Genomic DNA, 26,455 nt, shown 5'->3' with positions numbered 1-26,455 from the left:
GGCTGGCGTGCCAAGCGTGTTTATACCGTAGCTATCGGCGTCAGCGGTGATCCCACAGCCCCCGGCAACCGTAGCGGCGGCGCCGTCAACAGGAACCGGGACCGCCCATGTTCCCGCAGCCAATGCGCCAGCGGGGTCAGTTGCCACAACTCGCCCAGATGGACGCCCAGTTTGAACAGGCAATGTTCGTGCAATGGCAGGGCCGCGCAACAGTCACCTGCGCCGGGTTTGGCGGGATATGCCTCGACCGCGTAATTATCGGCGATCAGGGTTGCCAGACCGCTGTCGGTGATCCAGTTCAGCAAGCGGTTGTCGCGCCCATCCAGAACGCAACAGGATTGATGCAGCGCGTCATTGTCGGGTTCGCGGTTCATCCCCAGCACCACATCGGCAAATCCCGTGTGCAGGCAAACCATATCGCCGGTTTCCACCTCGACCTGATCGGCCTCGATCACGCGCATCAGATCGTCATAGGACACATGCCGGAACGCATCGCCGAAATGGTGGCGCAGGTCGATCAGCACCCCGCGCCCCTGCACCCCATGCGCGGCCATATTTTCAATTCCCAGCTTGTCGGCGTGGCTGGTGGCCTCGGCCCCGCTGCCATCGACCACCAAATCGTCATCTGCGCGGAACCCGTTGTAATAGACCCGCTGCGCGGTGCCGTTGCCATCCACATCGAACAGACTGCCAATATGGCACAGCCCGTCCCATTGGGTCGAATACTGCAAATGCAGGATCGCCAGATCGTCACAAACCACATCGCTGTGGCCGGGGATTTGGACGTTGAAGCTTACCCCTTCGCCGCGCCGGGTGGGTTTCAGAACTGGCGGAAACCGGCGTGGGTTCAGCCCATTGCCACCGGGATAATCCAAAGGCAGCGACAGGCAGAACCGCAGCCCTTCCTGAACTTCGGCGGCACCTTGGCGGGTTTTTTCGGCTGTGATCAGATTTAGGCGTCCCAGCTGATCGTCCGGTCCAAAATCGCCCCACGTCGATCCCTGCGGGCGCTGCGCCCATCGTGGCTGTGTCATTGTTGTCTCCTCTCTCCCTTGGGGCAGAGTGGCAGGCCGAGGGAGATGCGGCAAGTGTTTCATCTTGCCAACAATACTCCTGCCGGAGGCACGGAAAATTGCAAATTTTCCGCTCAAAATTCTTTGTAAGAATTTTGCGCCCTCACAAAAACAGAGCGGCCTCAGAAGAAGCCGCTCTATTCGATCAAACTTTCTGGCAGGGCTTAGCCCAGCAGGCGGCGCGCGATCACCTGTGCCTGAATTTCTGCGGCACCTTCAAAAATGTTCAGGATGCGGGCATCGCACAGGATACGGCTGATTTTGTATTCCAGTGCAAAACCGTTGCCGCCGTGGATTTGCAGCCCGTTATCCGCCGCCGCCCATGCCACACGGGCGCCCAGCAGCTTGGCCATACCGGCCTCCAGGTCGCACCGCTTATCATGGTCTTTCTGCCATGCCGAAAAATAGGTCAACTGACGGGCAACCATCAGTTCCACCGCCATCATGGCCAGCTTATCGGACACGCGGGGGAAGTTGATCAGCGACTTGCCGAATTGCTTGCGGTCTTCGGCATATTGCATGGCTACGTCCAGCGCGGCTTGCGCCACGCCGATGGCGCGGGCAGCGGTCTGGATGCGGGCGGATTCAAAGGTCTGCATCAATTGCTTGAAGCCTTTGCCCTCTTCGCCGCCCAGCAGGTTTTCACCCTTCACATGGAAGTTGTCGAAACCCAGTTCGTATTCCTTCATGCCGCGATAGCCCAGAACCTCGATTTCGCCGCCAGTCATGCCTTCGGTCGGGAATGGGTTTTCATCCGTGCCGGGGGTCTTTTCCGCAAGGAACATGGACAGGCCACGGTAATCGGTGGTGTTCGGATCGGTGCGGGCCAGCAGGGTCATGACATGGGTCCGCGCGGCGTGGGTGATCCAGGTTTTGTTGCCGGTCACTTTGTAATCGCCGTTTTCGTCTTTGACAGCGCGGGTGCGCAGGCTGCCCAGATCCGACCCGGTGTTAGGTTCGGTGAACACAGCCGTGGGCAGGATTTCACCGCTGGCGATTTTGGGCAACCAATGGGATTTCTGGTCATCCGTGCCGCCGGCCAAAATCAGTTCTGCCGCGATTTCGGACCGCGTCCCCAGCGATCCGACACCGATATAGCCGCGCGACAGTTCTTCGGAGACCACGACCATCGACGCTTTGGACAGGCCCAGACCGCCCAGATTTTCGGGGATGGTCAGGCCGAAAACGCCCATTTCCGCCAGTTCGTTGACGACTTCCAGCGGGATCAGTTCGTCCTTCAGGTGCCAGTCGTGGGCGTGGGGTTCGATCTTATCCACGGCATAGCGGCGGAACTGTTCCCGGATCATTTCCAGTTCTTCGTCCAGCCCGGTGGCGCCGACGGTGATGTTGGCGCGCTGGTCTTGCATCAGGTCCACCAGACGCTTGCGGGCGGCGGGGGTATTGCCGCCTGCGATCAGGGCCTCGACAGCGTCACCGGACAGCGCGCTGGTGTCGATCCCCAGCGCAGACAGGCGCAGGATTTCGGTTTGGCTCATCGGGATGCCGCCGCGCATTTGGGCCAGATATTCCCCGAATGCGATTTGCAGCAGCAATTGTTCGGTTTCGCCAAAAGTGCCCGCATCGGTCAGCCGATCGGCCCACGCTTTCATCTGGCGCAGCGATTCCACATAGGTTGCCAGCCATGACAGCCCGTGTGCTGCGGCTTGGTTTTCCTCCAGCAGCGCGGCGGAAATACGACCCCCCTCGCTTAGCATTTCGCGCAGATTCGACGTTGCGGTTTCCAACACTTGTTCTGCCGGGGCAATCACTGCTGCCGCCAGCGCCATCAAATCGGGGAGAATGATCGGTTTCGTCATTGCGTGGTCCTGTCCGTCATGAGCCATGATTCACATCTTATCTATGTTCGATCACGTCCTAACTATTTCGCAGGTGCAGCGCAACATAAATGCGTTTATTTGTGGGTATTCGTTCTAAAATTGCGCGTGAATTTTTTGCGGTGCAGCGCCCAAGAAGCTGCTACAGAGCGGGAATGGATATGCTGTTTGTCGATCTGCCGCCCGTCACCCTGGCCCTGTGTCTTATGGTGGCGTTGCTGGCCGGAATTATCAAGGGGATGGTGGGTTTCGCCATGCCGATGGTCATGGTGTCCGGGCTGGGCAGCATTGTTGGGGCAGAATGGGCGCTGGCGGGGCTGATCCTGCCAACGGTGCTGACGAACCTGTGGCAATCGCTGCGACAGGGGCGGGCGGCGGCTTGGGCCTCGGTCAAGCGGTTTCGGGTGTTTTTGATATGTGGCGGGATCACGTTGTTGATCAGTGCGCAATTGGTGCGGGTGTTGCCTGCGCATGTTTTGTTACTGATGATTGGTGTGCCAGTGGTGATTTTCGCCCTGATCCAGTTATTTGGCATCAAGGTCAAACTGCCCGAGGATGGGCATCATGGAGTCGAGGCTGGGGTCGGATCATTCGCCGGGTTCATCGGTGGGATGTCCGGGATTTGGGGGCCGCCGACCGTGATGTATCTGACGGCCATCAATACGCCGAAACAGGATCAGATACGCATTCAGGGTGTGATTTATGGGCTGGGGGCCGTGATGCTGCTGGGGGCGCATATCGGCTCTGGCGTCATGCGGGCGGAAACGCTGCCGTTTTCGATTGCGCTTTTGGTGCCTGCGTTGGCGGGAACGTGGCTGGGGTTCAAGGTGCAGGATCGCATCGACCAGCACGCCTTTAAAAAGGCGACACTGGTCGTATTGATGATCGCCGGGCTGAATTTGATCCGGCGCGGGATGATGGGCTAACAGCCCATCCTGTTACGCGGCTGGCGTGTAATTCGCCACGGCGTCGATAAAGGACCGGATCTGAGTTTTCAGGCGTTCGTCCTGAATTTTAGAAATCACGCTGGCGATGCGTGCGGTTTCTTCGTCAATCACGGGGCCGCTTTGCCCTTCGGAATCACCCAAGCCATCAAAGAAATAGGACGGCGGTACATCCAGAATGCGCGAAATTTCAAACAGCTTGCTGGCTGAAATACGGTTGCGGCCCAGTTCGTATTTCTGAACTTGCTGGAACGAGATATCCAGTCCCTTAGCAACGTCGGTTTGGGTCAGCCCACGCAGCACGCGCAGGTTCTTCAGTTTCTTACCAACGTGTTCGTCTACAGGGTGTGACATGTTTGCCTTCCACTATCTATCGTCACATTCAGGTCTAGCGAATCCCTCGCGACGATCAATCTATTACAAATTGCAACTTTAGGTGTATGCGTTTACCCGATGGGTGCAAATATTTACCCTTGATGGATGATAAATTTACCGCTTAGAAAATTTATGGGGGCGAGTCCATGTCCGTGCGCATTGGTATAGCTTGCCTGTATGCGGAAAAGCGCCATAGAATTAATATGTTAACTTGTAAAGTGACGGGGCCAAATGACCAAGAACCAGAATACGGGATTGCTGTTTGAATTGTTACGATCCTTCGTGACATTGGCCCGTACCCTGAATTTGTCGCGGGCTGTGCGTGAGCTGAAATCCACCCGTCAAACTGTTCGACGCCATATAAATATACTGGAAGACATCAAAGGCGCCCCTTTGTTCGATGTGGAAGACCGCCAATATCGGCTGAGCGCCGAAGGTCGGCGCTCTTTACGAGAGGCCGAGGATATTCTGGCCCGAGGCGAGGCGTGGCTGACCGGGCAGGCGGGGCATGTCAATGGGCTGTTCCATGTTTCCCAATTAGAAGACGGAGAGGAATGGGAGTTCCACCTGCAACAGCATCCGATTTCCGGGATATGGACAGGAAATTCCAGCCTACTACGGGGGGGAATACAATGTTGGGCTGCGGCGCAAGGGCAGCTGGAGCATCCGGCCTTGCAGCCCTTGCGGCCCTATCTGATGGTGTTCCGGCGGCTGGAAGAGGATTGGGTTTGCACAGAGGTGGGTGAAAAGTCCTCTTACGCTACATGGTACGGCTGGGAATGGCACCGCAGCGCAGTGGGGCGCCCGGTGCCGGTTTTGCCGGGGGGAACGCCTGTGGCGCATCTGTTATCGCAACCCTTCGAGGAAATTCGCGCCACGCATGGGTTGCGGTATGACCATGTGCATACCTTTATGACCCGTGGAAAGGGCATAGAACCGATCAGCTATAAGCGGTTGCTGATGGGCTGTCGCTTCCCTGATGGCAGTTTCGCTTTGGCCTCGCTTGTCGAGCGCAGCTACGATTTACAGATTTTCGGTGTGGATCAGGCCATGATCCAAAGAATGCCCGAGATAGAGCTGATGCCGGATACGGACCCCTGCGCGGCGTCAAAATAACAAGGAAAAGACTCTTTTATCGGTTTTGGTCATCCTGTGTGGACGGTTAACACAAGGAGAAACCAAATGACGATTCACGACGTTTTTGATGGGGCGCGTTTGTTAACGCAGGTGACAGATACGCTGCGGGCGAACCAGATATTCCTGACGGTCGGTGATGATTTCGAAGAATACGCGCGGATTGTGGCAGCAGGCCGCCCCGAGCAACCGCTAGGTCCGCCTTTTGACCCGGTGAAGCAATTTTTACCTTCTGCCAGAGGGGTTTGGGTTGTTGGGCATAACGCGCAGGGGCAGCTAGTACATACACAGGCGATGCGGCTTCTGGATTTATGCGATCAGACCTTGGCCCGGTATATGGGGGCGCGGTTCGGGGAATTTCCGCCGGGTGGTGTGGGGATCGACATGGATGGGTCGTGGTTCCGTGCCGGACCCGGCGCTAAGCGAATCACTGGACGCGCTTGCTACCACGGCGAGATGTGGATGAAGGACGATCCGGTTTATCGCGGTCGCGGGCTGATTGATTATCTGGCGCGGTTCGCATTCTTGACTGCAACGTTGCACTGGCAGCCGGATTTTGTGTTCGGGTTTATGCTGCGCAGCGTGGCGCGTCGGGGGCTGGCCGAACGCGAAGGGTATATGCACTGCGATCCCTATTGCCTGAGCTGGAAAATCGAAGGCCGGAACGAGCCACTGGATTGCAATATGGTCTGGATGGATATCGACGACATCCGCCATGTGATCCACGTTCCGATGGAACACAAAGCACCAATCGCCGCCTGATGTGGGAGTCGGGGGGTGAGTGCGTAAAACAAAACGCCCCGGTACGGGGACCGGGGCGTTTGTTATATGATGGGGCGGGACGAACCCGCCACAGGCGAAAGCCTTAGCCGATTGCGGCAGCTTTCACGTCTTCGTCGATGTAGGGCAGGTACTGCTCGAAGTTGGCCGCGAACATCTGCACCAGTTTGGCGGCTTGTGCGTCATAGGCAGCACCGTCAGCCCAAGTCTGGCGCGGATCCAGCAGTTTCGCATCGACGCCTTCCAGCGCAACCGGAACGTCGAAGCCAAAGTTTTCGTCCTTGCGGAACTCAGCATCGTTCAGCGAACCATCCAGCGCTGCGGTCAACAGGGCTCGGGTGGCTTTGATCGGCATACGCGAGCCGGTGCCGAACGCGCCGCCGGTCCAGCCGGTGTTCACCAGCCAGCAGGTTGCGCCGTACTTGGCGATTTTTTCGCGCAGCAGGTTGCCGTAGGCTTCGGGACGACGCGGCATGAAGGGCGCACCAAAGCAGGTCGAGAAAGTGGGTTCCGGTTCCACGACGCCGCGTTCGGTGCCGGGGGTTTTCGAGGTGAAGCCCGACAGGAAGTGATACATCGCCTGTGCCGGGGTCAGCCGCGAGATCGGCGGCAGAACGCCGTAAGCGTCACAGGTCAGCAGGATGATGTTTTTCGGGTGGCCGCCCAGTGCGGTGTCCGACGCGTTCGAGATATACTCCAGCGGGTAGGCGCAGCGCATGTTTTCGGTCAGCGAGCTGTCTTGGAAGTCGAGAGCCAGCGTTTCCTCGTCGAACACCATGTTTTCGATCACGGTGCCGAATTTCGAGGTGGTCGCATAGATTTCCGGCTCGGCTTCGGCGGACAGGTTGATGGTTTTGGCGTAGCAGCCGCCTTCAAAGTTGAAAGTACCGCGATCCGACCAGCCATGTTCATCGTCACCGATCAGAGTGCGCGACGGATCGGCCGACAGGGTGGTTTTGCCAGTCCCCGACAGACCAAAGAAAATGGCGGTATCAACCGGGTTGCCAATCGCATGGTTGGCCGAGCAGTGCATCGGCATCACGCCTTTTTCCGGCAGTAGGTAGTTCAGCAGGGTGAAGACCGACTTCTTGTTTTCACCCGCGTATTCGGTGTTCCCGATCAGGATCAGCTTCTTGTCGAAGTTCATCGCAATCACGGTATCGGTGCGGCAGTCGTGGCGTTCCGGGTCGGCTTTGAAGCTGGGGCAGTTGATGACGGTGAAATCCGCCAAGAAACCGTCCAGTTCAGCGCGTTCGGGACGACGCAGCATGTGGCGGATGAACAGGCCGTGCCATGCCAGTTCCGTGACCATGCGAACGTTGATCGCATAGGCCGGGTCCGCGCCGCCGACCAGATCCTGAACGTAGAAGTCCTTGCCTTTCATATGCTCCAGCATATCGGCATACAGATTGTCGAACCCTTCGGGCGACATGGCGCGGTTGTTTTCCCACCAGATCGTATCAACAACGCTGTCGGTTTTGACGACATGCTTGTCCTTGGGCGACCGGCCAGTGAATTTGCCAGTGGACACGAGGAACGCGCCGCCATTGCCCAGTTTGCCTTCGCCATTCTTGAGCGCGGCTTCGATCAGCGCGGGCTCCATAAGATTGTAAAAGACATTGCCCAGACCTTCGATCCCCTGATCCTCAAGCCGGAATTCCGGGTTTACCCGTCCAAATGCCATATTGCCAAGCTCCTGTAGCCGCGAAATCTGCGGCGTTGTCTTTCGTCCGGTGCGGGCTCCCTCCCGCATCGTGTCGGAGAAGCCCCCGATAACGGGCCTCTTAGCATGTCGTTTCCGTGAAGGAACAGGACGGTTTAGCACAGTTAGCGCAACCAAATGCAGGTTAGCGCAATCACGGCACATTTTGACCGATTGGTCCGGCGAATGTTCCACGATGTTCTGCAAAGCATGTGTAAATTAGCAATCCGTTCAGGAAACGCCCGCAGAATTAAGGCGAAAAGATGGCTGATTCGCAGTTTGGGATTGATTGATCCGACGAAAAGACGGCATAATGAACGGAAAAAACATAATATAGAGCAGTACAAGGAATTCAAAAATGTCTAAGATCGCCCTTGTGGACGATGACAGGAATATCCTGACGTCCGTGGCCATGACCCTTGAGGCAGAAGGGTTCGAGGTCGAAACCTATAATGATGGTCAATCGGCGTTGGATGCGTTTAACAAAAAACTGCCGGACATGGCCGTGCTGGATATTAAAATGCCGCGCATGGACGGCATGGACCTATTGCAGCGCCTTCGTCAGAAAACCACGATGCCGGTCATCTTTCTGACGTCGAAGGATGACGAAATCGACGAGGTTCTGGGCCTGCGTATGGGCGCGGACGATTACGTTAAAAAGCCCTTCTCTCAGCGCTTGCTGGTCGAACGCATTCGCGCCTTGCTGCGCCGTCAGGATGCGGTTGCCGGGGATATCGTGGGTGATACCGAAGAAACCAAGGTGATGGAACGCGGTGAGCTGCGGATGGACCCGCTGCGTCATGCCGTGGCATGGAAAGGACAGGATGTGTCGCTGACCGTGACCGAATTCCTGTTGCTTCAGGCGTTGGCCCAGCGTCCCGGTTTCGTGAAATCGCGCGATCAGTTGATGGACGTGGCGTATGACGATCAGGTCTATGTCGATGACCGCACGATCGACAGCCATATCAAGCGGTTGCGCAAGAAAATGCGTTCGGTGGATTCGGATTTCTCGGCCATCGAAACGCTGTACGGTATCGGCTACAGATATAACGAAGAATAATGGCTCTCGCTGAGGGGATACATTTGCGGGAAACGGCGCCAAGGCGTGACGGCGATGTTGTGCTGGGCGATGAATTCGTCGCACCGGACAGCACCGTCGAGAAAGAGCTTCGCGTCCGCCGGGCGCGGCGCGGATTTCTGTCGCTGAACAGGTCGCCGCTGACACGCAAGATCATCACGTTCAATCTGATTGCGTTGAATGTGTTGGTGGCCGGGGTGTTGTTGCTCAACTCCTCTCGGGATTCATTGGTGGTGGATCGGGCAAATGCGTTGATCGCGCAGGCGGAACTGGTGTCTGACGTGGTAGAAGCGCAATTGCCCAAGGGCGCGCCTGTCAGTTTGCTGTCTGGGGATGGTGTGGACATTCCCGCCACGTTGGGCGGTCTGGACCTGCGCAAAGGCGTCGAGGTGTTTGTTTTTGATCAGACCGGCGCGTTGATTGCCTCGGGGCAGGGTCGTGGTGTGCTGCGGGCCGGGGAAAACGGCGAACGGGGATCAACGCTGATTTCCGATGCGCTGGCAAAGGTCTGGAGCCGGTTTGATGCGCTGATCAACGGGCCTCGCAATCGTATGACGATGCCGACTGTGGAACAATTGGTTAGCGGTATGGTGCCGCCGACGGTCAAGGCCGGGTCGCAGATTGAAACCGGGTTGCAAACCGCCGAAGGCAGCTATTTCGCCGCTGCCACACCGATCATGCAGGGGGGGCAAACCGTAGGTGTGATCGCCCTGACCAGCGCCGCCGGGGAAATTGATCAACTGGTGCGCGGTGAACGCGAACGCATTCTTCAGATGTTCCTGATTGCTACGCTGGTGTCTATCGGGCTTAGCCTTGTTCTGGCGTCGACGATTGCCAATCCGCTGGCTGATCTGGCCGCCGCCGCTGAACTGGGTGGTGCGCGGGACCGGCGCAATAATGCGGCAGGCCGTATCCGCATCCCCGATTTGACCGCGCGACCCGATGAAATCGGGCGTCTGTCTTCGGCGCTGCGGGGCATGGTGTCGGCGCTGTATGACCGGATCGACAGCAATGAACAATTCGCTGCCGACGTGGCGCATGAGATCAAAAACCCGCTGGCCAGTCTGCGGTCTGCCGTGGGAACGCTGCGGGTGGCGCAACGGGATGATCAGCGTGCGAAGCTGCTGGATGTGATTGACCATGACGTGCGCCGTCTGGATCGTCTGGTCAGCGATATTTCCAACGCCTCGCGGTTGGATAGCGAACTGGTAAAGGAAGAACAGGAAAGCTTCAACCTGTTGAAAATGATCGGCAACCTGGGTGAATATCTGGGCCAGCAGGCAGGTGAAAAGGGGGTGGAGTTCATTATGGACATCCCCGAACATCCCATCGTGATTCACGGGCTGGAGGCGCGGCTGGCACAGGTTTTTGTGAACCTGATCACCAACGCCATTAGCTTCTGTGAAGATGGCGATGCAATCCGGGTGTGGGTGCGCCAACGGGATAATCGCGTGCTGGTCGTGGTCGAAGACACCGGGCCGGGCATTCCGGAACAGGCGCTGACCAAGGTGTTCAAACGCTTCTATTCGGAACGCCCGGAAAACCAGTTCGGCAACAATTCCGGCCTTGGGCTGGCGATCTCCAAGCAGATTGTCGAGGCACATGGCGGCGTGATTTGGGCTGAAAATATCCGTCCCACCGATGCTGATCCTACCTCGGAACCGCTGGGTGCGCGGTTTGTTGTGGGCCTGCCGGTCTGACGTGGGGTCGGGTGAACAGATCATTCATGCCAGCGCGGTGGCCCTGAACGGGGCCGCCGTTTGCATTTGCGGGGCCAGCGGATCGGGGAAATCGGCATTGGCGCTGCAACTGATGGCGATGGGGTGTGATTTGGTGGCGGATGATGGTTGTCGGATCTGGCGTGACGGCCCGGCATTGTGGCTGGACACACCGGACACGATCCGGGGCCGGATCGAGGCGCGGGGCATTGGGATACTGAATGCCGACGCTGTGGGACCGTCCCAAGTGGCGCTATGGGTCGATTTGGATCAGGTGGAAACCCACCGTTTGCCACCAAAGCGTGAAAAGGTTTGTCTGGGCGTTTCCCGCCCGATCCTGCACAATATGCAGGCGCAGCATTTTGCTGCGGCGATTCTTCAATATCTGAAAGCCGGGCGTTTTGCCTGATTGTATGATCTAATGATTGACCACAGCCCATCGACCGCCGCCCGAAAGCGTATTGTTTTGATCACCGGCCCCTCTGGTGCGGGGCGTAGTACGGCCATTCGCACGCTAGAGGATTTGGGTTTTGAGGCGATAGACAACTTGCCGCTGTCCTTGCTGCCGCGTTTGTTGGAAGGTCCGCCATTGGGTAGCGATCTGGCGCTGGGGCTGGATGTGCGGAACCGTGATTTTTCGGTGAATGCGTTGATTGAAACGATCGACCACCTGACGGACATGCCCAATATCCGGCCCGAAGTTCTGTATCTGGATTGCCGACAGGATGTGTTGCTGCGCCGGTTTTCCGAAACCCGCAGACGGCACCCTCTGGCCCCGGCGGAAAGCCCCGATCAGGGGATTCAGCGCGAATGCGATCTGTTGGTGCCAATCATGACACGGGCTGATATCTTGATTGACAGCTCGGACCTGACGCCACACGACCTGAAGGCCGAGGTCGAGCGCCTGTTCGCCGGGGAAAAGGGGGCGCATCTGGCGGTGTCGGTGAATTCGTTTTCCTACAAACGCGGGTTGCCGCGCGGCATGGATATGGTGTTCGATTGCCGTTTCCTGCGTAATCCCTATTGGGACGCCAGCCTGCGGGGGCTGGACGGGCGTTCCGCCGCAGTGGCCGAGTATGTGGCGCAGGACGCGCGGTTCCCCGGCTTCTTTGATCGGGTGCTGGACCTGACGGAAATGCTGTTGCCCGCCTACCGGGACGAGGGTAAGGCGCATTTCGCCATCGGGTTTGGATGCACTGGTGGGCAACACCGGTCTGTCACTATGACAGAAAAGCTGTCGAAGGCCCTTGCAGATCGTGGGTGGCAAGTGTCAACTAGGCACCGTGAAATCGAGCGGAAGGCCAACGCCGTACCGCCGCTGGAAACGAAAACACGGACCGCTGAGTAAAGGAAGGCAAGCGTGATCGGTATTGTCATCGTCGCGCATGGGGGACTGGCACGGGAATACCTGGCTGCGGTCGAACATGTAGTAGGCGCGCAAAGCGGTATTCGGGCGATCTCGATCGAGAATGATCATGATCGCGGGCAGAAACAGCGCGAAATATGCGAGGCCGCGGATGCGGTGGATCAGGGGCAGGGTGTGGTTCTGGTAACGGATATGTTTGGTGGATCGCCATCCAACCTGTCGCTGATGGCCTGTCATCCGTCCGGGCGGCGTATCCTGTACGGTGCCAATTTACCCTTGTTGATCAAACTGGCCAAAAGCCGCCACATGGCGGTGGGCGATGCGGTGCGGGCTGCCACCGAAGCCGGGCGCAAATATATAGACAGCCAAAACATATCCAAAGACTGAGCCATGACCGATAGCATCACACGCAATTTGCAGATCATTAATGAAAAGGGGCTGCACGCCCGTGCTTCGGCAAAGCTGGTCGAGGTCGTCGAAGGCTTCGATGCCCGCGCCGAAGTCAGCCGCGACGGCATGTCAGCCTCGGGGGACAGCATTATGGGGCTTTTGATGTTGGCAGCCTCGAAGGGAACCACTATTGAGGTGCGGACCTCGGGGCCGGACGCAACGGCGTTGGCCGACGCGCTGGAAACGCTGGTTGGGGACCGTTTCGGGGAAGAAATGTAAACGTCGCGCTTTGGCGTGAAAATGGTGCAGTCAAGGTGGAAGACAGATCTCATTCCGATCAACGCGCGGTGACGTCCGATACGGTCACGCATACGACCTATGACCGGCGCAGCCTGACCTATGCCAACACGTTTGACAGCCCGCTGAAATCACTGACGATCAAGCTGATCGAATGGTTTACCGGAAAGCTGACGATCCTGCGGATGATCCGCCGGTTTGAACGCGAAGGTGCCCCACAAGGGCAGGCATTTTGGCGGGCGGCGTTGAACGTGATGGGGATTCCGCTGCACACCCCACAGGATCAGATTGATCGCATTCCCGCCGAAGGCCCGGTTGTCGTGGTGGCCAATCATCCGCACGGATTGGTGGACGGGATGATTTTGGCCGATCTGATCGGGCGGCGGCGGCAGGATTATGGGATTTTGACCCGATCCTTGTTGACCGGCATTGACGAGGTGGCTTCGTCCTATCTGATCCCGGTGCCGTTCCCGCACGAGGAAGACGCGCAACGCAAAAGCGTGGAAATGCGGGCGCAGGCGATGTCTGTGCTCAAATCGGGTGGCGTGATCAGCGTGTTCCCGTCGGGCGTGGTGGCCGCATCAGAAAGCATGTTTGGCCCCGCCGTCGAAGCGGAATGGAATGTCTTTACCGCCCAGATGATCCGCCGATCCGGTGCGCGGGTGGTGCCGATCTTTTTCCCCGGCTCCAATTCGCGCGCCTATCAGATCGCCAACCGAATTTCCCCGACATTACGGCAGGGGTTGTTGCTGCATGAGATCGTCAAAAGCTGTAACAGGCCGCAAAAACCCATCGTGGGGCATCCGCTGACGGATGATCAGATGGAACGCCTGCACAGTGACCCGCGCGGGTTTATGGCGTGGTTGCGGGACCATACGCTGTCGCTGAAAGCCTAAGGAAAAGCCCGGCGCATGGCCGGGCTTTGTGGTTCAGCGCGTGGGGACTGGTGTTTCGCCCCGGTAATCATAAAAACCGCGCTTGGTTTTGCGGCCCAGCCAACCGGCCTCGACATATTTGGTCAGCAGCGGGCAGGGGCGATATTTCGTATCCGCCAACCCGTCATGCAGCACGTTCATGATGGCCAGACAGGTATCCAACCCGATGAAATCGGCCAGTTCCAGTGGCCCCATCGGGTGATTGGCCCCCAGCTTCATCGCATTGTCAATCGACGCCACATTTCCCACACCTTCGTACAGGGTATAGCAAGCTTCGTTGATCATCGGGATCAGGATGCGGTTCACGATGAAGGCCGGGAAATCTTCGGCCGAGGCGGCGGTTTTGCCCAGCCGTTCCACGATAGCCAGACACGACTGATAGGTTTCTTCGTCCGTGGCAATGCCCCGGATCAGTTCAACCAGTTTCATCATGGGCACCGGGTTCATGAAATGGAACCCCATGAATCGTTCCGGGCGATCGGTGCGGCTGGCCAGACGGGTGATCGAAATCGAAGATGTGTTCGAGGTCAGAATTGTCTGTTCCCCCAAATGCGGGGCCAGCGTTTCGAAAATTTTATTCTTGATATCCTCGCGCTCGGTCGCGGCTTCGATAATCAGATCGGACGGGCCAAGCTGTGTCAGCTCCAGCGTGGTTTGAATCCGGGACATGGCGCCAGCCTTGTCATCGGCGCTGATCAGATTGCGGCTGACCTGACGTTCCATGTTCTTGTCGATCAGGGCCACAGCCTTGTTCAGCGCGTCCTGATTGATGTCATTCAGCAGCACGTCATAGCCCGCCAGCGCCATCACATGAGCGATCCCGTTGCCCATCTGACCCGCGCCGATAACCCCGATTGATTTGATGTCCATGCACCCGGTTCCTTCTTCGGTTCCGGCCAACCTTATGCGCGGGGGCGGCCCTGCCGCAAGGGCGGGAACAAATGAAAATTCGAGTCGAATTCGAGAATTAGCAGTTTTTCAACACCTTCCGCCGATTCTCTGGGGTGGGTGAAAATATGGTGGGTGAAATGACCTATGAACATAACGGGGCTTCGGCCCTGGACTATTTGTCATGTGGCTATGGGCAATCGCGGCTTTCGTTTCGCGGGCCAGAGCGGTCACTGGATGCGCCCTATGGCGTTTTTATTGGTGGGACAGAAACTTATGGCAAATTCGTTGCCCGTCCCTTTCCGGCATTGCTGGAGGATCAAACAGGACTGACCAGCGTTAATCTGGGGGTGATCAATGCGGGGATTGAAACCGTACACAGCGATCCAACGGTGCTGCGCATTGCGCGTGGTGCAGCGTTCGTTGTGCTACAGGTGATGGGGCCGCAATATGTGAGTAACGCGTTTTATTCGGTGCATCCGCGCCGGAATGATCGGTTCATTCGGGCAAAACCCCCGCTTGTGGCGCTGTATCCGCAACTGGATTTTACCGAGTTTCATTTTGTCGGCCATCTGCTGAGCAGTTTGCGCCGAGCATCGCCACAGGCATTTGGCAGGGTTGTTTTGGAATGCCGCAAGGCGTGGCTGACTTCGGTCATTGGAATGATCCGGCGGGTCGAACGCCCGGTGGTTTTACTGTGGCTGCCACATGTTGCCGGACAAACTGGACGCGCCGCAGATCCCTTTGTGGACGAGCAATTGTTGGCACCCTTACGCAAACGAAGCGCCGGATTGGTTCAGGTGTTGCCATCCGGCGCGGTTCAGGACGTAGGAACCGCCGGGATGGTGTTTGGCGCGATGGAGGCATTTGCCGCTGCCGATCTGCCCAATCCGTTAATGCACGGGTTGATTGCCACGCGATTAAAGACCGTGTTGGAGGATTTGGGCATGGTTTGATCCGCCATGAAGCCCAGAAAAGAACAGGATAACGTATGTGTGTGATGGTTCGTTATGGGGCCTGTTCTTTTTGGATCGAATTGCGCCTATGTCTTTGGGATGAAAATTCTACTGGCATTGTTTCTTTTGTTCCCGTCACTGGCCTGCGCTGATTGCGTGGTGCTGCTGCACGGGTTGGCCCGCAGCGAAAATTCGTTCCTGTTGATGGAGCAGGTACTAAAGGTCAAAGGCTTTGATGTTGTGCGGCCCGGATACCCGTCACGGCAGGAAACCATCACCAATCTGGCGCTGAATGTGCTGCCGCGTGCGATTCAGGGCTGTCATGGCCAACGGACCCATGTTGTAACGCATTCCATGGGGGGGATTTTGTTGCGTTATTGGCTGGTTGGGCATGAGATTCCCAATCTGGGCCGGGTCGTAATGTTGGCCCCGCCCAATGGCGGTTCGGAATTGGTGGATGTTCTGGGTGATCTGGAAGCATTCGGCTGGTTCAACGGCCCGGCAGGGCAACAGTTGGGCACAGGCGAACATGGGCTGCCCGCGCATTTGCCGAAGGTGGATTTTGATCTGGGGGTGATCGCGGGGGATCAATCGCTGAACCCTGTCTTTTCGTCTTTGATCGACGGCCCGGATGACGGCAAGGTGTCTGTCGCATCTACTCGGGTGGATGGGATGGCGGATCATATCGTGTTGCCGGTGACGCATACGTTTATGATGAATAACCCGCTGGTGATTGCGCAGGTGGTGGAATTCATCGAAAAGGGGGCGTTCGACCACGCTATGACATGGGGGCAGGCCATTCGGTCCCTGCCGGATGCTGAATGACGCTTTGCCTGACCTTGACCAATGCCACCGTTTTGTTCCCGGATGGCACACGCCCCGGCGATCTTAGCTTTGCGAATGGCCTGATTGTTGATGGTGGGGCGGGTCGGTCGGTGGACCTGCGCGGGTTTCGGGTGCTGCCGGGCATTGTGGATTGCCACGGTGACGGGTTTGAACGCCACCTTGCCCCCCGTCGTGGCGCGATGAAAGACCTGTCCGCCGGATTGGCCGCGACCGAGGCGGAACTGGCGGCCAACGGTATCACCACCGCCGTTCTGGCCCAATTCTGGAGCTGGGAAGGCGGAATGCGTGGCCCGGATTTCGCCACCCGGTTCTTGGAGGCGCTGGCGGGGTATGACGGGCTTGGCACCGATCTGCGGACCCAGTTGCGGTTTGAAACGCATATGTTGGACGATTACGCCAAGGTCGAAGACATCGTTGTGCGTTACGGCATCCCTTATGTGGTGTTCAACGATCACCTGCCGCATGACGCGCTGATCAAGGGAAAGCGCCCGCCGCGTCTGACCGGGCAGGCGTTGAAGGGCGGGCGCAGCCCCGAGGCGCATTTGGCGCTGATGCAGGCATTACATGACGCGGCAAAGGATGTGCCGCAGGCGTTGGCCGGGTTGGCGGCGCGATTGCGGGCGCGGGGTGTCGTGCTGGGTAGCCATGATGACCGCGATGCCGATCAGCGGGCGAATTGGCGTAATATTGGCGTGTCGGTGTCCGAATTTCCCGAAACGCTGGCGGCGGCGCAAGCTGCGGCCAATGCCGGTGATCCGGTGATTCTGGGGGCGCCGAACGTGGTACGCGGCGGATCGCATTCCGGTAATGTCAGCGCTGCGGATTTGCTGGCGCAGGGAATTGGGGATGCGCTGGCGTCAGATTACCATTACCCGGCCCCGCGCCTTGCGGCCTTGTCGCTGGGGAATTGGGATCTTGTCTCCTCAGGTCCGGCGCGGGTGTTGGGGCTGACGGACAGGGGTGTGTTGGTCCCCGGAAAACGTGCCGATCTGGTGGTGCTGGATGATGCGGGCCGCGTCGGGGCCACGATCGCAGGCGGGCGCGTCACCTATCTGGCGGGCGAAGTTGCTACGCGCTTTCTAAGCTGAAACAGGTGAAAAAAGCCGCCGGAAACCGGGTTTCAGGCGGCTTTGCGTCTTATATCAGGCTTTCACCCGATTGACGTGGCCCATCTTGCGGCCCGGTTTGGTTTCCGCTTTGCCATACAGATGTAGCGCGGCATTCGGTTCCTTGGCGATGTCTGGCACGCGGTCCATATCATCGCCAATCAGATTTTCCATCACCACATCCGAATGGCGCTTGCCATCGCCCAGCGGCCAGCCTGCCACGGCGCGGATGTGCTGCTCGAATTGATCCACAGCACAGCCATTTTGTGTCCAGTGGCCGGAATTATGCACACGCGGCGCAATTTCATTCACGATCAGCCCTTGGGGTGTCACGAACAGTTCCACGCCCATTGTACCGACATATTTCAGGGCGTTCAGGATTTTCGCGGTCAGCAGAACCGCATCCATTTTCTGACTGGCGGTCAGGTTGGCGGGCACGGTTGTGGTGTGCAAAATCCCGTCCCGGTGAACGTTTTCGCCGGGATCGAAGCAGGCCACTTCACCATCCACGCCACGGGTGCCGATCACTGAAACCTCGTGGGTGAAATTCACGAAGCCTTCCAGAATTGCGGGCGCCCCGGCCATATCGGCCAGTGCGGTTTCGGCGTCTTCTGCTGATTTCAGGCGCGACTGTCCCTTGCCGTCATACCCGAACCGCCGGGTTTTCAGGATCGCGGGAGTGCCGATTTCGGCAATTGCCTCGGCCAGATCAACGGCATCATCCACGGCGGCAAAAGGGGCGGTTTTCAGGCCCAGATCGGTCAGGAACGCCTTTTCCGTCAGTCGGTCCTGCGACACGGCCAGCGCCTTGCGATTGGGACGGATCGGTTTCAGCGTTTCCAGCAGATCAAGGGCCGAGGTCGGGATGTTTTCAAACTCATAGGTGATCACATCCACCGTCGCGGCAAAGGCCCGCAAGGCCGCTTCGTTCTCGTAAGCGGCGGTGGTCACGGCATGGGCCACATCTGCGGCGGGTGGGTTGGCACCGGGTTCAAAGATATGGGTTTTGAACCCCAGCCGGGACGCCGCAACAGACAGCATCCGGCCCAGTTGGCCACCGCCCAGAATGCCAATGGTTGCACCAGTCAAAAGCGTATCAGTCATCAGTCGGTTCATCCGGGATAGAGGCCGACAACGCCTGACGCCATGCGTCCAGACGGGCGGCAAGTTCAGCATCGGTATTGGCCAGAATGGCCGCCGCCATCAGGCCCGCGTTTTTCGCCCCCGCGCCGCCAATGGCCATCGTAGCCACTGGAAACCCGCGCGGCATTTGCAGGATGGAATACAGGCTGTCCACACCGGATAACGCCTTGGTCTGGACCGGGACGCCGATTACCGGCACGCGGGTTTTAGACGCCATCATGCCCGGCAAATGCGCCGCCCCGCCTGCGCCTGCGATGATCACATGCAAGCCGCGGTCCACGGCGGTTTTACCATAGTTCCACAAACGGTCCGGGGTACGGTGGGCGGAAACGATTTTCGCCTCATACGGAATGTTCAGTTCATCCAGAACATCGGCGGCTTCTTTCATGGTGGGCCAATCCGATTGGCTACCCATGATGATGCCCACTTTTACGTCCGTCATTTACCCGTGCCCTTCTTGGTTTCGTGGTCCCGTGTGTTCAAGGGGCGCACTATAGTCAAGGCGCGGCGTTACGCAATAATATCAGGGGTCAGGCGGTCTTCGATCAGGGAAATCATGTCCTTTAGCCGCAGCTTTTTCTTTTTCAGCCGTTGCAGGGTCAATTGATCGGAAGTGCCGCGTTCCACCAGTGCCGTGATCGCCTGATCCAGATCGCGGTGTTCCTGTCGGAACACTTCGAGTTCTACCCGCAGCACGTCATCGGTTTTCATCGAAATATCGGTGGGGGCGTTCATGGCTGTGATTCTTATTGTTGGCTATTGGCTTAACATACTGAAAAGGAACCTTTTCGCAAAGCCCTTGCGCCTGTGGCTTGTGCTGCCCATATTTCCTGTATCGGGTCGCCGTAACGGGGCCGGATAAAAATGGACTGTCGCTTAGCCGTAAGGACGTGCCGATGACGAAACTTACCTTGGGGTCGCACCCGTATCTGCTGGGGTTTGACCAGCTTGAACGCCTGCTGGAACGCAATGCCAAATCCGGCAATGAAGGGTATCCTCCTTTCAATATCGAGCAAACCTCGGAAAACTCATACAGAATCACGCTGGCCGTGGCCGGTTTCGCCGAAGATGATCTGGCGATCACGCTGGAAGACCGGCAATTGGTGATCCGTGGGCGGCAGCAAGAAGATCTGGACGGGCGCGTGTTCCTGCATCGGGGAATCGCTGCGCGGCAGTTTCAGCGGTCTTTCGTTCTGGCCGACGGGGTCGAGGTGGGCGAGGCCGTGATGGAAAACGGGTTGCTGCATGTCGATCTGACCCGCGTTCAGCCCGATACGATTGTTCAAAGCATCAAGATCAAAAAGGGGTAAGTCATGAATACCAAATATGATTTCGGCCAGGATGGCGAACAGCGCATCGTTTATGTCCGCCCTGTGAAAGTGGCGGACCTACCCGAAGAATTGCGCAAACAGGCGGGTGATCTGACCGAACTTTACGCCGTGCATAACGCCGAGGGCGAAAGGCTGGCGCTGGTCAATGACCGCAAACTGGCCTTCTTGCTGGCCCGCCAGCACGATCTGGCCCCTGTGACTGTACACTAAGCGTCAGGCACGGCCCTTCATTAGGGCCAAGTTTTCGCTCATCGAGGGGGCGCACAGCCCCCGTTCGGCTTATCGCTCATCCCTTGCGCAGCGATTGCACCTCGGCCCGCAGGGCGCGCAGTTCGGTCATCACATCCTGTAAATCCGGTTGCGGATCGTCGGCGGCTTCGGCCTCGTGTTGGCGCTGGATTGCGTCCACTACGATGCCGATGAACAGGTTCAGCACGGTAAACGATGTCAGCAGGATAAACGGCAGGAAATAGGCCCAGGACAGCGGGTACACCTCCATCACCGGGCGGACCACGCCCATCGACCAGCTTTCCAGCGTCATAACCTGAAACAGCGTGTACAGCGATGCGCCCAGCGTGCCGAAAAATTCGGGAAAGGACGCGCCAAACAGTTTCGTCGCAATCACGGCAAAGACGTAGAACACCAGTGACAGCAATCCGACAATCGACCCGATTCCGGGGATGGATGCGATTAGCGCACCAACAACCCGGCGCATTGAGGGGACAGCCGAAATCAGCCGCAGTACCCGCAAAATGCGCAGCGCCCGCAGCGCAGACAAGCTGCCGGTGGCGGGGATCAGCGCCACGGCGATGACGGCGAAATCGAACAGGTTCCACGGATCGCGCGCAAAGCGACTGCGATAGACCACCAGTTTCAGCACCAGTTCGGCGACGAATACCGTCAGCAAAACAGTGTCCAGCATCATCAGCAGGGGGCCGATGGCTTGCATTACGCGTGCGCTGGTTTCCAGCCCCAGTGTGATTGCATTCAACGCGATCAGGGCAATGATAGCTTGCTGAAACCGCGCGGATTCCAAAAGGCGCTGTATCGCGCCCAGCGGGCCGGGCTGAATGGGGGGAATGCGGCGCAGATCGTCCGGTGCGGTCTGTGTCATGGGGTCCTGTTCGTGATCAATGAGAATGGGTCGCGTATCCTGCCCCATATATGGACCCCGCGCCGCGTTTCCACGCCCTATCGTAGAAAAATCAAAGACGGGGATGGGATGGTGTCCCTTCCCCGTCATCTGTGTTGACCCCTGTCGGGGCTGGCGGATCAGTTGATCCCGTTCGCGGCCTGAACTTCGCGCACATAGCGGATGATGGCGGTCATATCCGCGCGGGTCAGCCCGGATTGCGGTGGCATATCGCCAAACCGCCAGTGGTGCGATTTCACCCCGCGTTCTGCCGCCATGAAAAAGGCCATGTCGCCATGATGCGATGGTTCATAAATACGGTGAATCAGGGGCGGCCCCATGCCGACACGCCCCACACCATTCGTTCCGTGACAGGCTGCGCATACGGCATCAAAGCCACGTTTGCCCATTTGGGCCTGCGCTGACAGTGTTGCGGGTTCCGTCACTTCAACGATTGCGCTGCCCCGTGCCGGTTGGGCCAATGCGGGGTCAGCAGGGCGCAAGGCTGGATATCCGCCCACGCCCAAGGCCACCGCAGCAGCGGCAGCAAAAAGATACGATTTCATAGTGGTCTCTTTTGTCCGAATTATCTGGAAACGGCGCATTTCACGCCGCCGTGATCAGGCAAAAAAGACAGGTTTCGGCGGTGGCACACCCGGCCCCGGCCCAAAACCGACAAGGGATATTCCCCGCCAGACCGGCCAAACCATAGGAATATCCATTGGTATCGGGACGAACACAGGGCCGACCAGTATCAGCCCCGCCCCGCAGGCGATGCCGTGCGTGCAGGGGTTTGTTTCGGCATCCATATCCATGCAATCCGCGCAATCCTGCATCGCGTGGCTTGTGATTGCCCCCATATCCATTGGGGACGCCGCCCCCTGATGCGGGGGCCACAGCAGGGCAAACAGACTGATGGCAAGCAGTGCCAAAAACCCGCGCATGGCATGGAATCCTTTGCGAACGACCAAGGGCGCCCGCGCGCCCCCGCCCTTATTTTGCAGCTTTTTCCAAAGCGTCCAGACGCGCTTTGAGCGCCTCGTTTTCCTCGCGCGCTTTTTGCGCCATCAGGCGGACCGCTTCGAATTCTTCACGCGTGACAAAATCGCGATCTGCCAGCCAGCGGTCAATCAGGCTTTTCATCGCGGTTTCGGCCTCGTCCTTGGCCCCCTGCGCGACACCCATCGCGTTGGTCATCAGTTGGGACATATCGTCCAGAAACTTGTTGCGGGTCTGCATCTATGCTCTCCACCGTTGCACTTTGTTCCTATATGGGCCGTAGCGGCTTCGGCCACAAGGTTGACTTCTCTTCCCAGCCAGAGGCACACAGACGCACATGAACGCTGTCATCCCCTTTCCCAATATCTCGTCCGAGATTTTTTCGATCTCCCTGTTCGGGTTCGAATTTGCGCTGCGCTGGTATGCGCTGGCCTATATCGCTGGCATCTTGATCGGCTGGCGCATTGTCGTAACCGCTGTGCGCCGCGCCGCGTTATGGCCGAACGATCCCCCCATGACACCCAGACAGGTCGAAGATCTGCTGACATGGATGATTCTGGGCATCATCATCGGTGGGCGTCTGGGGTTCGTGTTGTTCTATCGGCCCGGCTATTATCTGGATCATCCGGGCGACATTCTGAAAGTCTGGCAAGGCGGGATGTCGTTCCACGGCGGTTTTCTGGGGGTGGTGATTGCTGCGCTGATCTTTACCGGGTTGAACCGTATTCCGCGCCTGTCCACCGGCGATCTGTTGGCGCTGGCCGCGCCCATCGGGCTGATGCTGGGCAGGGTGGCGAATTTCATCAATGCCGAACTATGGGGCCGTCCGACCGATCTGCCGTGGGGGGTGATTTTCCCCGGTGCTTCCGCCCAGACCTGTGAGGGTGTGATCGGCCTGTGCGCCCGCCATCCGTCGCAGCTGTACGAGGCATTTCTGGAAGGTGTCGTTCTGGCCTCGATCCTGTTGTGGCTGGCGTTTCGTCGGGGGGCGTTGAAAAAACCGGGGTTGATCATGGGCCTGTTTTTGATGGGTTACGGCATTGCCCGTGTGATCGTCGAACATTTCCGGCAGGCCGACGACCAGTTCATTACCGTTGATAACCCGCTGGGCCATGTCATCCGGCTGGGTGAATGGGGGCTAAGCATGGGGCAAATTCTGTCCTTGCCGATGATCCTGATCGGGTTGGGCTTTGTTCTGTATGCGCGGCGGGTGAAATGACATTGACCGAACACCTGATAGCCCGCATTCAGCGTGCAGGGCCAATGACCGTGGCCGATTATATGGCCGAATGCCTGTTGCATCCTACGCTGGGGTATTACACCATCCGCGACCCGCTGGGGGCTGCGGGGGATTTCACCACTGCGCCTGAAATCAGTCAGATGTTCGGGGAACTGATTGGCCTGTCATTGGCGCAAACATGGCTGGATCAGGGCGCACCGACCCCATTCATTCTGGCCGAGGCAGGGCCGGGACGCGGAACCCTGATGGCCGATGTGTTGCGGGCCACCCGTGCCGTGCCGGGGTTTCATGCCGCGCTGCGCCTGCATCTGATCGAAGCATCCCCGACCCTGCGGGCCATACAGGCTGATACCTTGGCGCAATATGCCCCCGCATGGCACGATACAGTGGCAGGCCTGCCGGATGGTCCCCTGTTTTTTATCGCGAACGAATTTTTCGATGCGCTGCCGATCCGCCAGTTTGTGCGCGAAGGCTCCGCATGGCGTGAACGCCGCATCATCGCATCGGACGGCGATCTGCGCTTTGCGTTGACGGAACCGGGGCCGGTATCCGCGCTGGATCACCGTTTGCAAGATACCCAAGACGGCGATCTGGTCGAACTATGCCCGGCGGCCCCTGCGATTGCCGCTGATCTGGGCCAGCGCATCGCGCAGCATGGTGGCGCGGCGCTGATCCTTGATTACGGTGATTGGCGCAGTCTGGGCGATACGCTTCAGGCGTTGCACCGCCATCAGCATGTCGATCCGCTGACCAGCCCCGGCCAATGCGATCTGACCTCTCATGTCGATTTCGAAGCATTAGCCGTTGCTGCTGCCCCGGCCAAATTCACCCGCTTGTCCACGCAGGGCGTATTTTTGGAACGGTTGGGCATTACAGGCAGGGCGCAGGCGTTGGCCAGCAAACTAAGCGGTCCTGATCTGGAAAACCTGATTGCTGCACATCGGCGCTTGACGCATCCGGCAGAAATGGGAACCCTGTTCAAAGTGCTGGGCCTGTACCCTGATGGCAAAACCGCACCCCCCGGACTGGAGGCATGATGCTGGAATTTCTCACGTCGGATTTGCTGACCGGAACGCAGCACGGGTTTTTCACCCGCAAGGGCGGGGCATCTTCGGGGATATTCAGCGGTTTGAACTGCGGGTTCGGATCATCGGATCAGCGCGAAATCGTGGCGATCAATCGCAGCCGCGTGGCGCAGGCAATGGACCTGCCAAACGATGCGCTGCTGACGATCCACCAAACCCATTCCGCCGATGTCGCGATCATAACCGACTCCGAACAGGACATCGGTCCCGGTGATGGCATGGTCACCAATCAGCCGGGTATCGCGCTGGGGATTCTGACGGCGGATTGCCAGCCCGTGTTGTTTTCGGACCCACAGGCTGGCGTGATCGGCGCCGCCCATGCGGGCTGGCGCGGGGCGCTGGATGGTGTGCTGGAGGCGACGCTGGACGCAATGGAAACGCTGGGCGCAAAGCGCGCCAACATCCGGGCCGCCATCGGCCCTACCATCAGCCAACGCGCTTATGAGGTTGGGCCAGAGTTTCTGGATGATTTCATGGTGGAAGACATGGACAATACCCGTTTCTTCACCAATGGGCAGGGGGATCGTTATATGTTCGATCTGCCCTCTTACGGGTTGCACCGCCTGCGGCAGGCGGGCGTGGGCGAAGCCGAATGGATTCGGCACTGCACCTATTCGGACCCTGATCGTTTCTTTTCATATCGGCGGACCACACACGCCAAAGAAGCAGATTATGGCCGCTTGATGTCTGTTATCCGTCTGTAAGGCGTATAGCTGCATTCTGCATGTGAAAATTCAGAACGGGGAACGTCACAATTGTTCCCCATTGTTTTGGTGTAAACGCCCAAACAATGCCGCAATGCCGGGGCAAATTGTTTCCTTAGGAAGAAACGAATACCCGACTCGCAGGAGCGTCAGAATGGCCCGTAAACAGAAACGCTGGATGAAATCGGTGGTCGAAACGTCGAAAACGGATATGCCCGCTATGCCGTGGGCCCGCAGCCAGAAGCCAGCCAAACGCAGTCGGGATGTGACACCGGCCCAACCTGCCCCTGTTGCGAAGTTGCGGGTGGGATAAGCGAATTAATTGTGTAACCAGTGCATTTTGTAACGTGTAGAAGGCCGCCCAATCGGGCGGCCTTTTGCCATTCTACGGCAGGGTTCCGTGGGTGCGAATCGCCCAGATGCAGCAATTGAGGCATCTTCGTTCAGCTTGCGGAAACAATTCTGGGGCGAACCCTATATTTTTCCGACTGTAGCGACACAATACGGTGAAATCTTTGACAATGCCTGTCTTGTCCGGGCATTATTTCCATATCAACAGATGGAAACCTGTCCTTCTGTCGTTGTCGGTGGGGGCCGACGCGGATGTGACGAACCTGGAAAGGTGCGTACATGAATAAGTTTGCCCCCGTCTATGACGTGGTTGCTCGTCCTTCTCTCTCTGGTCGCGATGCCCGTCTGGGTGTGGCGCGCAGGCCGGTTGTGACCCGTCGTTATGATCTGGCTTATCTGGATGAAGACAACCTTCCCGCGCATCGGCAACTGGTGGCCCCGGCTTTGCCATTGTTTGAAGCGGCATTTTCGGCCTTTGGCCGGGGATTGTTGTTAACAACACCAGAAGGTCCCTGCGCTGTCGAGGATTTGATCCCCGGCATGGCCGTCGAAACGCTAGAGTACGGTCCCCTTCCCGTGCTGTGGATTGGTTCGATGCAGGTTATCCCCAACGTGCCGGTCGATCAGCCGGAACAATCCCGGTTGGTCCGTATCATGGCGGACCGCTTTGGGATCGGTCGGCCCGTTGTGGATATGATCCTTGGTCCGGGGGCGCGTCTATTGCGTGGGGAAGGGGCGGATGCTGCCTATGTTCCTGTGGCCGATATGGTTGATGGGGATGGGGTATTTCAACTGACCCCGCCCGCACCAACACGGGTGTTTCATATCTGCCTGCCCCGTCACGCCACGCTATTGGCAGAAGGGCTGCATTTGGAATCCTATCATCCGCGCGGCTGCAAGGCTGAATTGTTGGGGCCGGATATGTTGCGCGTTTTTCTGAACATGTTCCCGCATGTTGCAACGCTGTCGGATTTTGGCCCATTGGCCCATTCCCGCAGCGATGACTGGCAGGATATGTGCGGTCAACTGTATTAAGTACGGCGTGGA

General features: G+C 58.2%; 32 protein-coding genes. 20 read left to right on the top strand and 12 right to left on the bottom strand.

Features of this window, described 5'->3' with window-relative positions:
• Positions 1–20: 20 nt before the first annotated feature.
• The gene (locus tag FN828_RS09865) at positions 21–1,034 is read right to left on the bottom strand and encodes a cyclase family protein (protein ID WP_142493242.1); all 1,014 of its coding nucleotides are present in this window, start codon (positions 1,032–1,034) and stop codon (positions 21–23) included.
• A 203-nt stretch (positions 1,035–1,237) separates the two neighbouring features.
• Positions 1,238–2,917: an acyl-CoA dehydrogenase family protein gene (locus FN828_RS09860; RefSeq protein WP_142493241.1), complete on the bottom strand. Its 1,680-nt coding sequence runs from the start codon at positions 2,915–2,917 to the stop codon at positions 1,238–1,240.
• A 146-nt stretch (positions 2,918–3,063) separates the two neighbouring features.
• Between FN828_RS09860 and FN828_RS09855 the strand changes: the two genes are divergently transcribed.
• Positions 3,064–3,834: a sulfite exporter TauE/SafE family protein gene (locus FN828_RS09855; protein ID WP_142493240.1), complete on the top strand. Its 771-nt coding sequence runs from the start codon at positions 3,064–3,066 to the stop codon at positions 3,832–3,834.
• A gap of 12 nt (positions 3,835–3,846) precedes the next feature.
• On the opposite strand, the gene FN828_RS09850 is transcribed toward FN828_RS09855, so the two are convergent.
• Positions 3,847–4,206, bottom strand: a complete 360-nt coding sequence (locus FN828_RS09850) for a helix-turn-helix domain-containing protein (protein ID WP_142493239.1) — start codon at positions 4,204–4,206, stop codon at positions 3,847–3,849.
• Positions 4,207–4,458: 252 nt separating this feature from the next.
• On the opposite strand from FN828_RS09850, the gene FN828_RS09845 reads away from it, so the two are divergent.
• Together FN828_RS09845 and FN828_RS09840 are read left to right on the top strand one after the other, a co-directional pair.
• A complete protein-coding gene (locus tag FN828_RS09845) occupies positions 4,459–5,343 on the top strand; it encodes a LysR family transcriptional regulator (RefSeq protein WP_142493238.1) in 885 nt (294 codons plus the stop codon).
• Between the two features lie 66 nt (positions 5,344–5,409).
• Positions 5,410–6,123 carry a hypothetical protein gene (locus FN828_RS09840; RefSeq protein ID WP_142493237.1) on the top strand — a complete coding sequence of 238 codons (714 nt, stop codon included), beginning with the start codon at positions 5,410–5,412 and terminating at the stop codon, positions 6,121–6,123.
• Positions 6,124–6,226: 103 nt separating this feature from the next.
• Here the strand turns inward: FN828_RS09840 and FN828_RS09835 are convergent, their stop codons facing one another.
• The gene (locus tag FN828_RS09835) at positions 6,227–7,825 is read right to left on the bottom strand and encodes a phosphoenolpyruvate carboxykinase (protein ID WP_142493236.1); all 1,599 of its coding nucleotides are present in this window, start codon (positions 7,823–7,825) and stop codon (positions 6,227–6,229) included.
• Between the two features lie 376 nt (positions 7,826–8,201).
• Here FN828_RS09835 and FN828_RS09830 point away from each other — a divergent pair, with 376 nt between their 5' ends.
• The 7 genes from FN828_RS09830 to FN828_RS09800 are packed head-to-tail and all read left to right on the top strand — an operon-like array spanning position 8,202 to position 13,588.
• The gene (locus tag FN828_RS09830) at positions 8,202–8,903 is read left to right on the top strand and encodes a response regulator transcription factor (protein ID WP_142493235.1); all 702 of its coding nucleotides are present in this window, start codon (positions 8,202–8,204) and stop codon (positions 8,901–8,903) included.
• On the top strand, positions 8,903–10,621 hold the full coding sequence (locus FN828_RS09825) for a sensor histidine kinase (RefSeq protein ID WP_142493234.1): 1,719 nt from the start codon (positions 8,903–8,905) through the stop codon (positions 10,619–10,621). The genes FN828_RS09830 and FN828_RS09825 overlap by 1 nt, the downstream gene beginning before the upstream one ends.
• The gene (locus FN828_RS09820) at positions 10,590–11,048 is read left to right on the top strand and encodes an HPr kinase/phosphorylase (protein ID WP_235891450.1); all 459 of its coding nucleotides are present in this window, start codon (positions 10,590–10,592) and stop codon (positions 11,046–11,048) included. Before FN828_RS09825 ends, FN828_RS09820 begins: the two co-directional genes overlap by 32 nt.
• Before the next feature lie 12 nt (positions 11,049–11,060).
• Positions 11,061–11,987: an RNase adapter RapZ gene (gene rapZ / locus FN828_RS09815; RefSeq protein ID WP_142493232.1), complete on the top strand. Its 927-nt coding sequence runs from the start codon at positions 11,061–11,063 to the stop codon at positions 11,985–11,987.
• 12 nt (positions 11,988–11,999) lie between these two features.
• The gene (locus tag FN828_RS09810; protein WP_142493231.1) at positions 12,000–12,392 is read left to right on the top strand and encodes a PTS sugar transporter subunit IIA; all 393 of its coding nucleotides are present in this window, start codon (positions 12,000–12,002) and stop codon (positions 12,390–12,392) included.
• Between the two features lie 3 nt (positions 12,393–12,395).
• Positions 12,396–12,674, top strand: a complete 279-nt coding sequence (locus FN828_RS09805; RefSeq protein WP_142493230.1) for an HPr family phosphocarrier protein — start codon at positions 12,396–12,398, stop codon at positions 12,672–12,674.
• Positions 12,675–12,709: 35 nt separating this feature from the next.
• Positions 12,710–13,588 carry a lysophospholipid acyltransferase family protein gene (locus tag FN828_RS09800; protein WP_142493229.1) on the top strand — a complete coding sequence of 293 codons (879 nt, stop codon included), beginning with the start codon at positions 12,710–12,712 and terminating at the stop codon, positions 13,586–13,588.
• A gap of 33 nt (positions 13,589–13,621) precedes the next feature.
• On the opposite strand, the gene FN828_RS09795 is transcribed toward FN828_RS09800, so the two are convergent.
• A complete protein-coding gene (locus FN828_RS09795) occupies positions 13,622–14,497 on the bottom strand; it encodes a 3-hydroxybutyryl-CoA dehydrogenase (protein ID WP_142493228.1) in 876 nt (291 codons plus the stop codon).
• Between the two features lie 158 nt (positions 14,498–14,655).
• Between FN828_RS09795 and FN828_RS09790 the strand changes: the two genes are divergently transcribed.
• The 3 genes from FN828_RS09790 (at position 14,656) to FN828_RS09780 (ending at position 17,405) form a co-directional block, all read left to right on the top strand.
• Entirely contained in the window at positions 14,656–15,471 is an 816-nt protein-coding gene (locus tag FN828_RS09790) for a DUF6473 family protein (RefSeq protein WP_185958983.1), read from the top strand.
• A 99-nt stretch (positions 15,472–15,570) separates the two neighbouring features.
• Positions 15,571–16,296 (top strand): lipase family protein, encoded by a 726-nt coding sequence (locus FN828_RS09785; RefSeq protein WP_142493287.1) that lies wholly within the window; start codon positions 15,571–15,573, stop codon positions 16,294–16,296.
• A complete protein-coding gene (locus FN828_RS09780; protein ID WP_142493226.1) occupies positions 16,293–17,405 on the top strand; it encodes an alpha-D-ribose 1-methylphosphonate 5-triphosphate diphosphatase in 1,113 nt (370 codons plus the stop codon). The genes FN828_RS09785 and FN828_RS09780 overlap by 4 nt, the downstream gene beginning before the upstream one ends.
• Before the next feature lie 54 nt (positions 17,406–17,459).
• On the opposite strand, the gene FN828_RS09775 is transcribed toward FN828_RS09780, so the two are convergent.
• The 3 genes from FN828_RS09775 to FN828_RS09765 form a co-directional block, all read right to left on the bottom strand.
• On the bottom strand, positions 17,460–18,527 hold the full coding sequence (locus tag FN828_RS09775) for a 5-(carboxyamino)imidazole ribonucleotide synthase (protein WP_142493225.1): 1,068 nt from the start codon (positions 18,525–18,527) through the stop codon (positions 17,460–17,462).
• On the bottom strand, positions 18,520–19,008 hold the full coding sequence (gene purE / locus FN828_RS09770) for a 5-(carboxyamino)imidazole ribonucleotide mutase (RefSeq protein WP_142493224.1): 489 nt from the start codon (positions 19,006–19,008) through the stop codon (positions 18,520–18,522). The genes FN828_RS09775 and purE overlap by 8 nt, the downstream gene beginning before the upstream one ends.
• A 68-nt stretch (positions 19,009–19,076) precedes the next feature.
• Positions 19,077–19,301, bottom strand: a complete 225-nt coding sequence (locus FN828_RS09765; protein WP_142493223.1) for a YdcH family protein — start codon at positions 19,299–19,301, stop codon at positions 19,077–19,079.
• Between the two features lie 161 nt (positions 19,302–19,462).
• Between FN828_RS09765 and FN828_RS09760 the strand changes: the two genes are divergently transcribed.
• Positions 19,463–19,876 carry an Hsp20 family protein gene (locus FN828_RS09760; RefSeq protein ID WP_142493222.1) on the top strand — a complete coding sequence of 138 codons (414 nt, stop codon included), beginning with the start codon at positions 19,463–19,465 and terminating at the stop codon, positions 19,874–19,876.
• Between the two features lie 3 nt (positions 19,877–19,879).
• On the top strand, positions 19,880–20,107 hold the full coding sequence (locus FN828_RS09755) for a DUF1150 family protein (RefSeq protein ID WP_142493221.1): 228 nt from the start codon (positions 19,880–19,882) through the stop codon (positions 20,105–20,107).
• Between the two features lie 76 nt (positions 20,108–20,183).
• On the opposite strand, the gene FN828_RS09750 is transcribed toward FN828_RS09755, so the two are convergent.
• The 4 genes from FN828_RS09750 to FN828_RS09735 form a co-directional block, all read right to left on the bottom strand.
• Positions 20,184–21,011, bottom strand: a complete 828-nt coding sequence (locus FN828_RS09750; protein WP_142493220.1) for an ion transporter — start codon at positions 21,009–21,011, stop codon at positions 20,184–20,186.
• A gap of 158 nt (positions 21,012–21,169) precedes the next feature.
• Complete coding sequence (locus FN828_RS09745; protein WP_142493219.1) at positions 21,170–21,595, bottom strand: c-type cytochrome; 426 nt, start codon at positions 21,593–21,595, stop codon at positions 21,170–21,172.
• A gap of 54 nt (positions 21,596–21,649) precedes the next feature.
• Positions 21,650–21,973 carry a hypothetical protein gene (locus FN828_RS09740; protein WP_142493218.1) on the bottom strand — a complete coding sequence of 108 codons (324 nt, stop codon included), beginning with the start codon at positions 21,971–21,973 and terminating at the stop codon, positions 21,650–21,652.
• 49 nt (positions 21,974–22,022) lie between these two features.
• A complete protein-coding gene (locus FN828_RS09735; protein WP_142493217.1) occupies positions 22,023–22,268 on the bottom strand; it encodes an accessory factor UbiK family protein in 246 nt (81 codons plus the stop codon).
• Between the two features lie 97 nt (positions 22,269–22,365).
• On the opposite strand from FN828_RS09735, the gene lgt reads away from it, so the two are divergent.
• From lgt to FN828_RS09715, 5 genes are all read left to right on the top strand, one after another.
• Entirely contained in the window at positions 22,366–23,247 is an 882-nt protein-coding gene (gene lgt / locus FN828_RS09730; RefSeq protein ID WP_142493216.1) for a prolipoprotein diacylglyceryl transferase, read from the top strand.
• The gene (locus tag FN828_RS09725) at positions 23,244–24,305 is read left to right on the top strand and encodes a class I SAM-dependent methyltransferase (RefSeq protein WP_142493215.1); all 1,062 of its coding nucleotides are present in this window, start codon (positions 23,244–23,246) and stop codon (positions 24,303–24,305) included. Before lgt ends, FN828_RS09725 begins: the two co-directional genes overlap by 4 nt.
• On the top strand, positions 24,302–25,057 hold the full coding sequence (gene pgeF / locus FN828_RS09720) for a peptidoglycan editing factor PgeF (protein WP_142493214.1): 756 nt from the start codon (positions 24,302–24,304) through the stop codon (positions 25,055–25,057). The genes FN828_RS09725 and pgeF overlap by 4 nt, the downstream gene beginning before the upstream one ends.
• A gap of 154 nt (positions 25,058–25,211) precedes the next feature.
• Entirely contained in the window at positions 25,212–25,370 is a 159-nt protein-coding gene (locus FN828_RS20490; RefSeq protein ID WP_185958982.1) for a hypothetical protein, read from the top strand.
• Between the two features lie 317 nt (positions 25,371–25,687).
• Positions 25,688–26,443, top strand: a complete 756-nt coding sequence (locus FN828_RS09715) for a Hint domain-containing protein (protein WP_142493213.1) — start codon at positions 25,688–25,690, stop codon at positions 26,441–26,443.
• Positions 26,444–26,455: the final 12 nt, after the last annotated feature.

It is taken from the genome of Thalassovita litoralis, assembly GCF_900182725.1.
In the GTDB taxonomy this organism is placed as follows: Bacteria; Pseudomonadota; Alphaproteobacteria; order Rhodobacterales; family Rhodobacteraceae; genus Thalassobius; species Thalassobius litoralis.
This window is presented reverse-complemented; position numbering and strand designations above follow the sequence as displayed.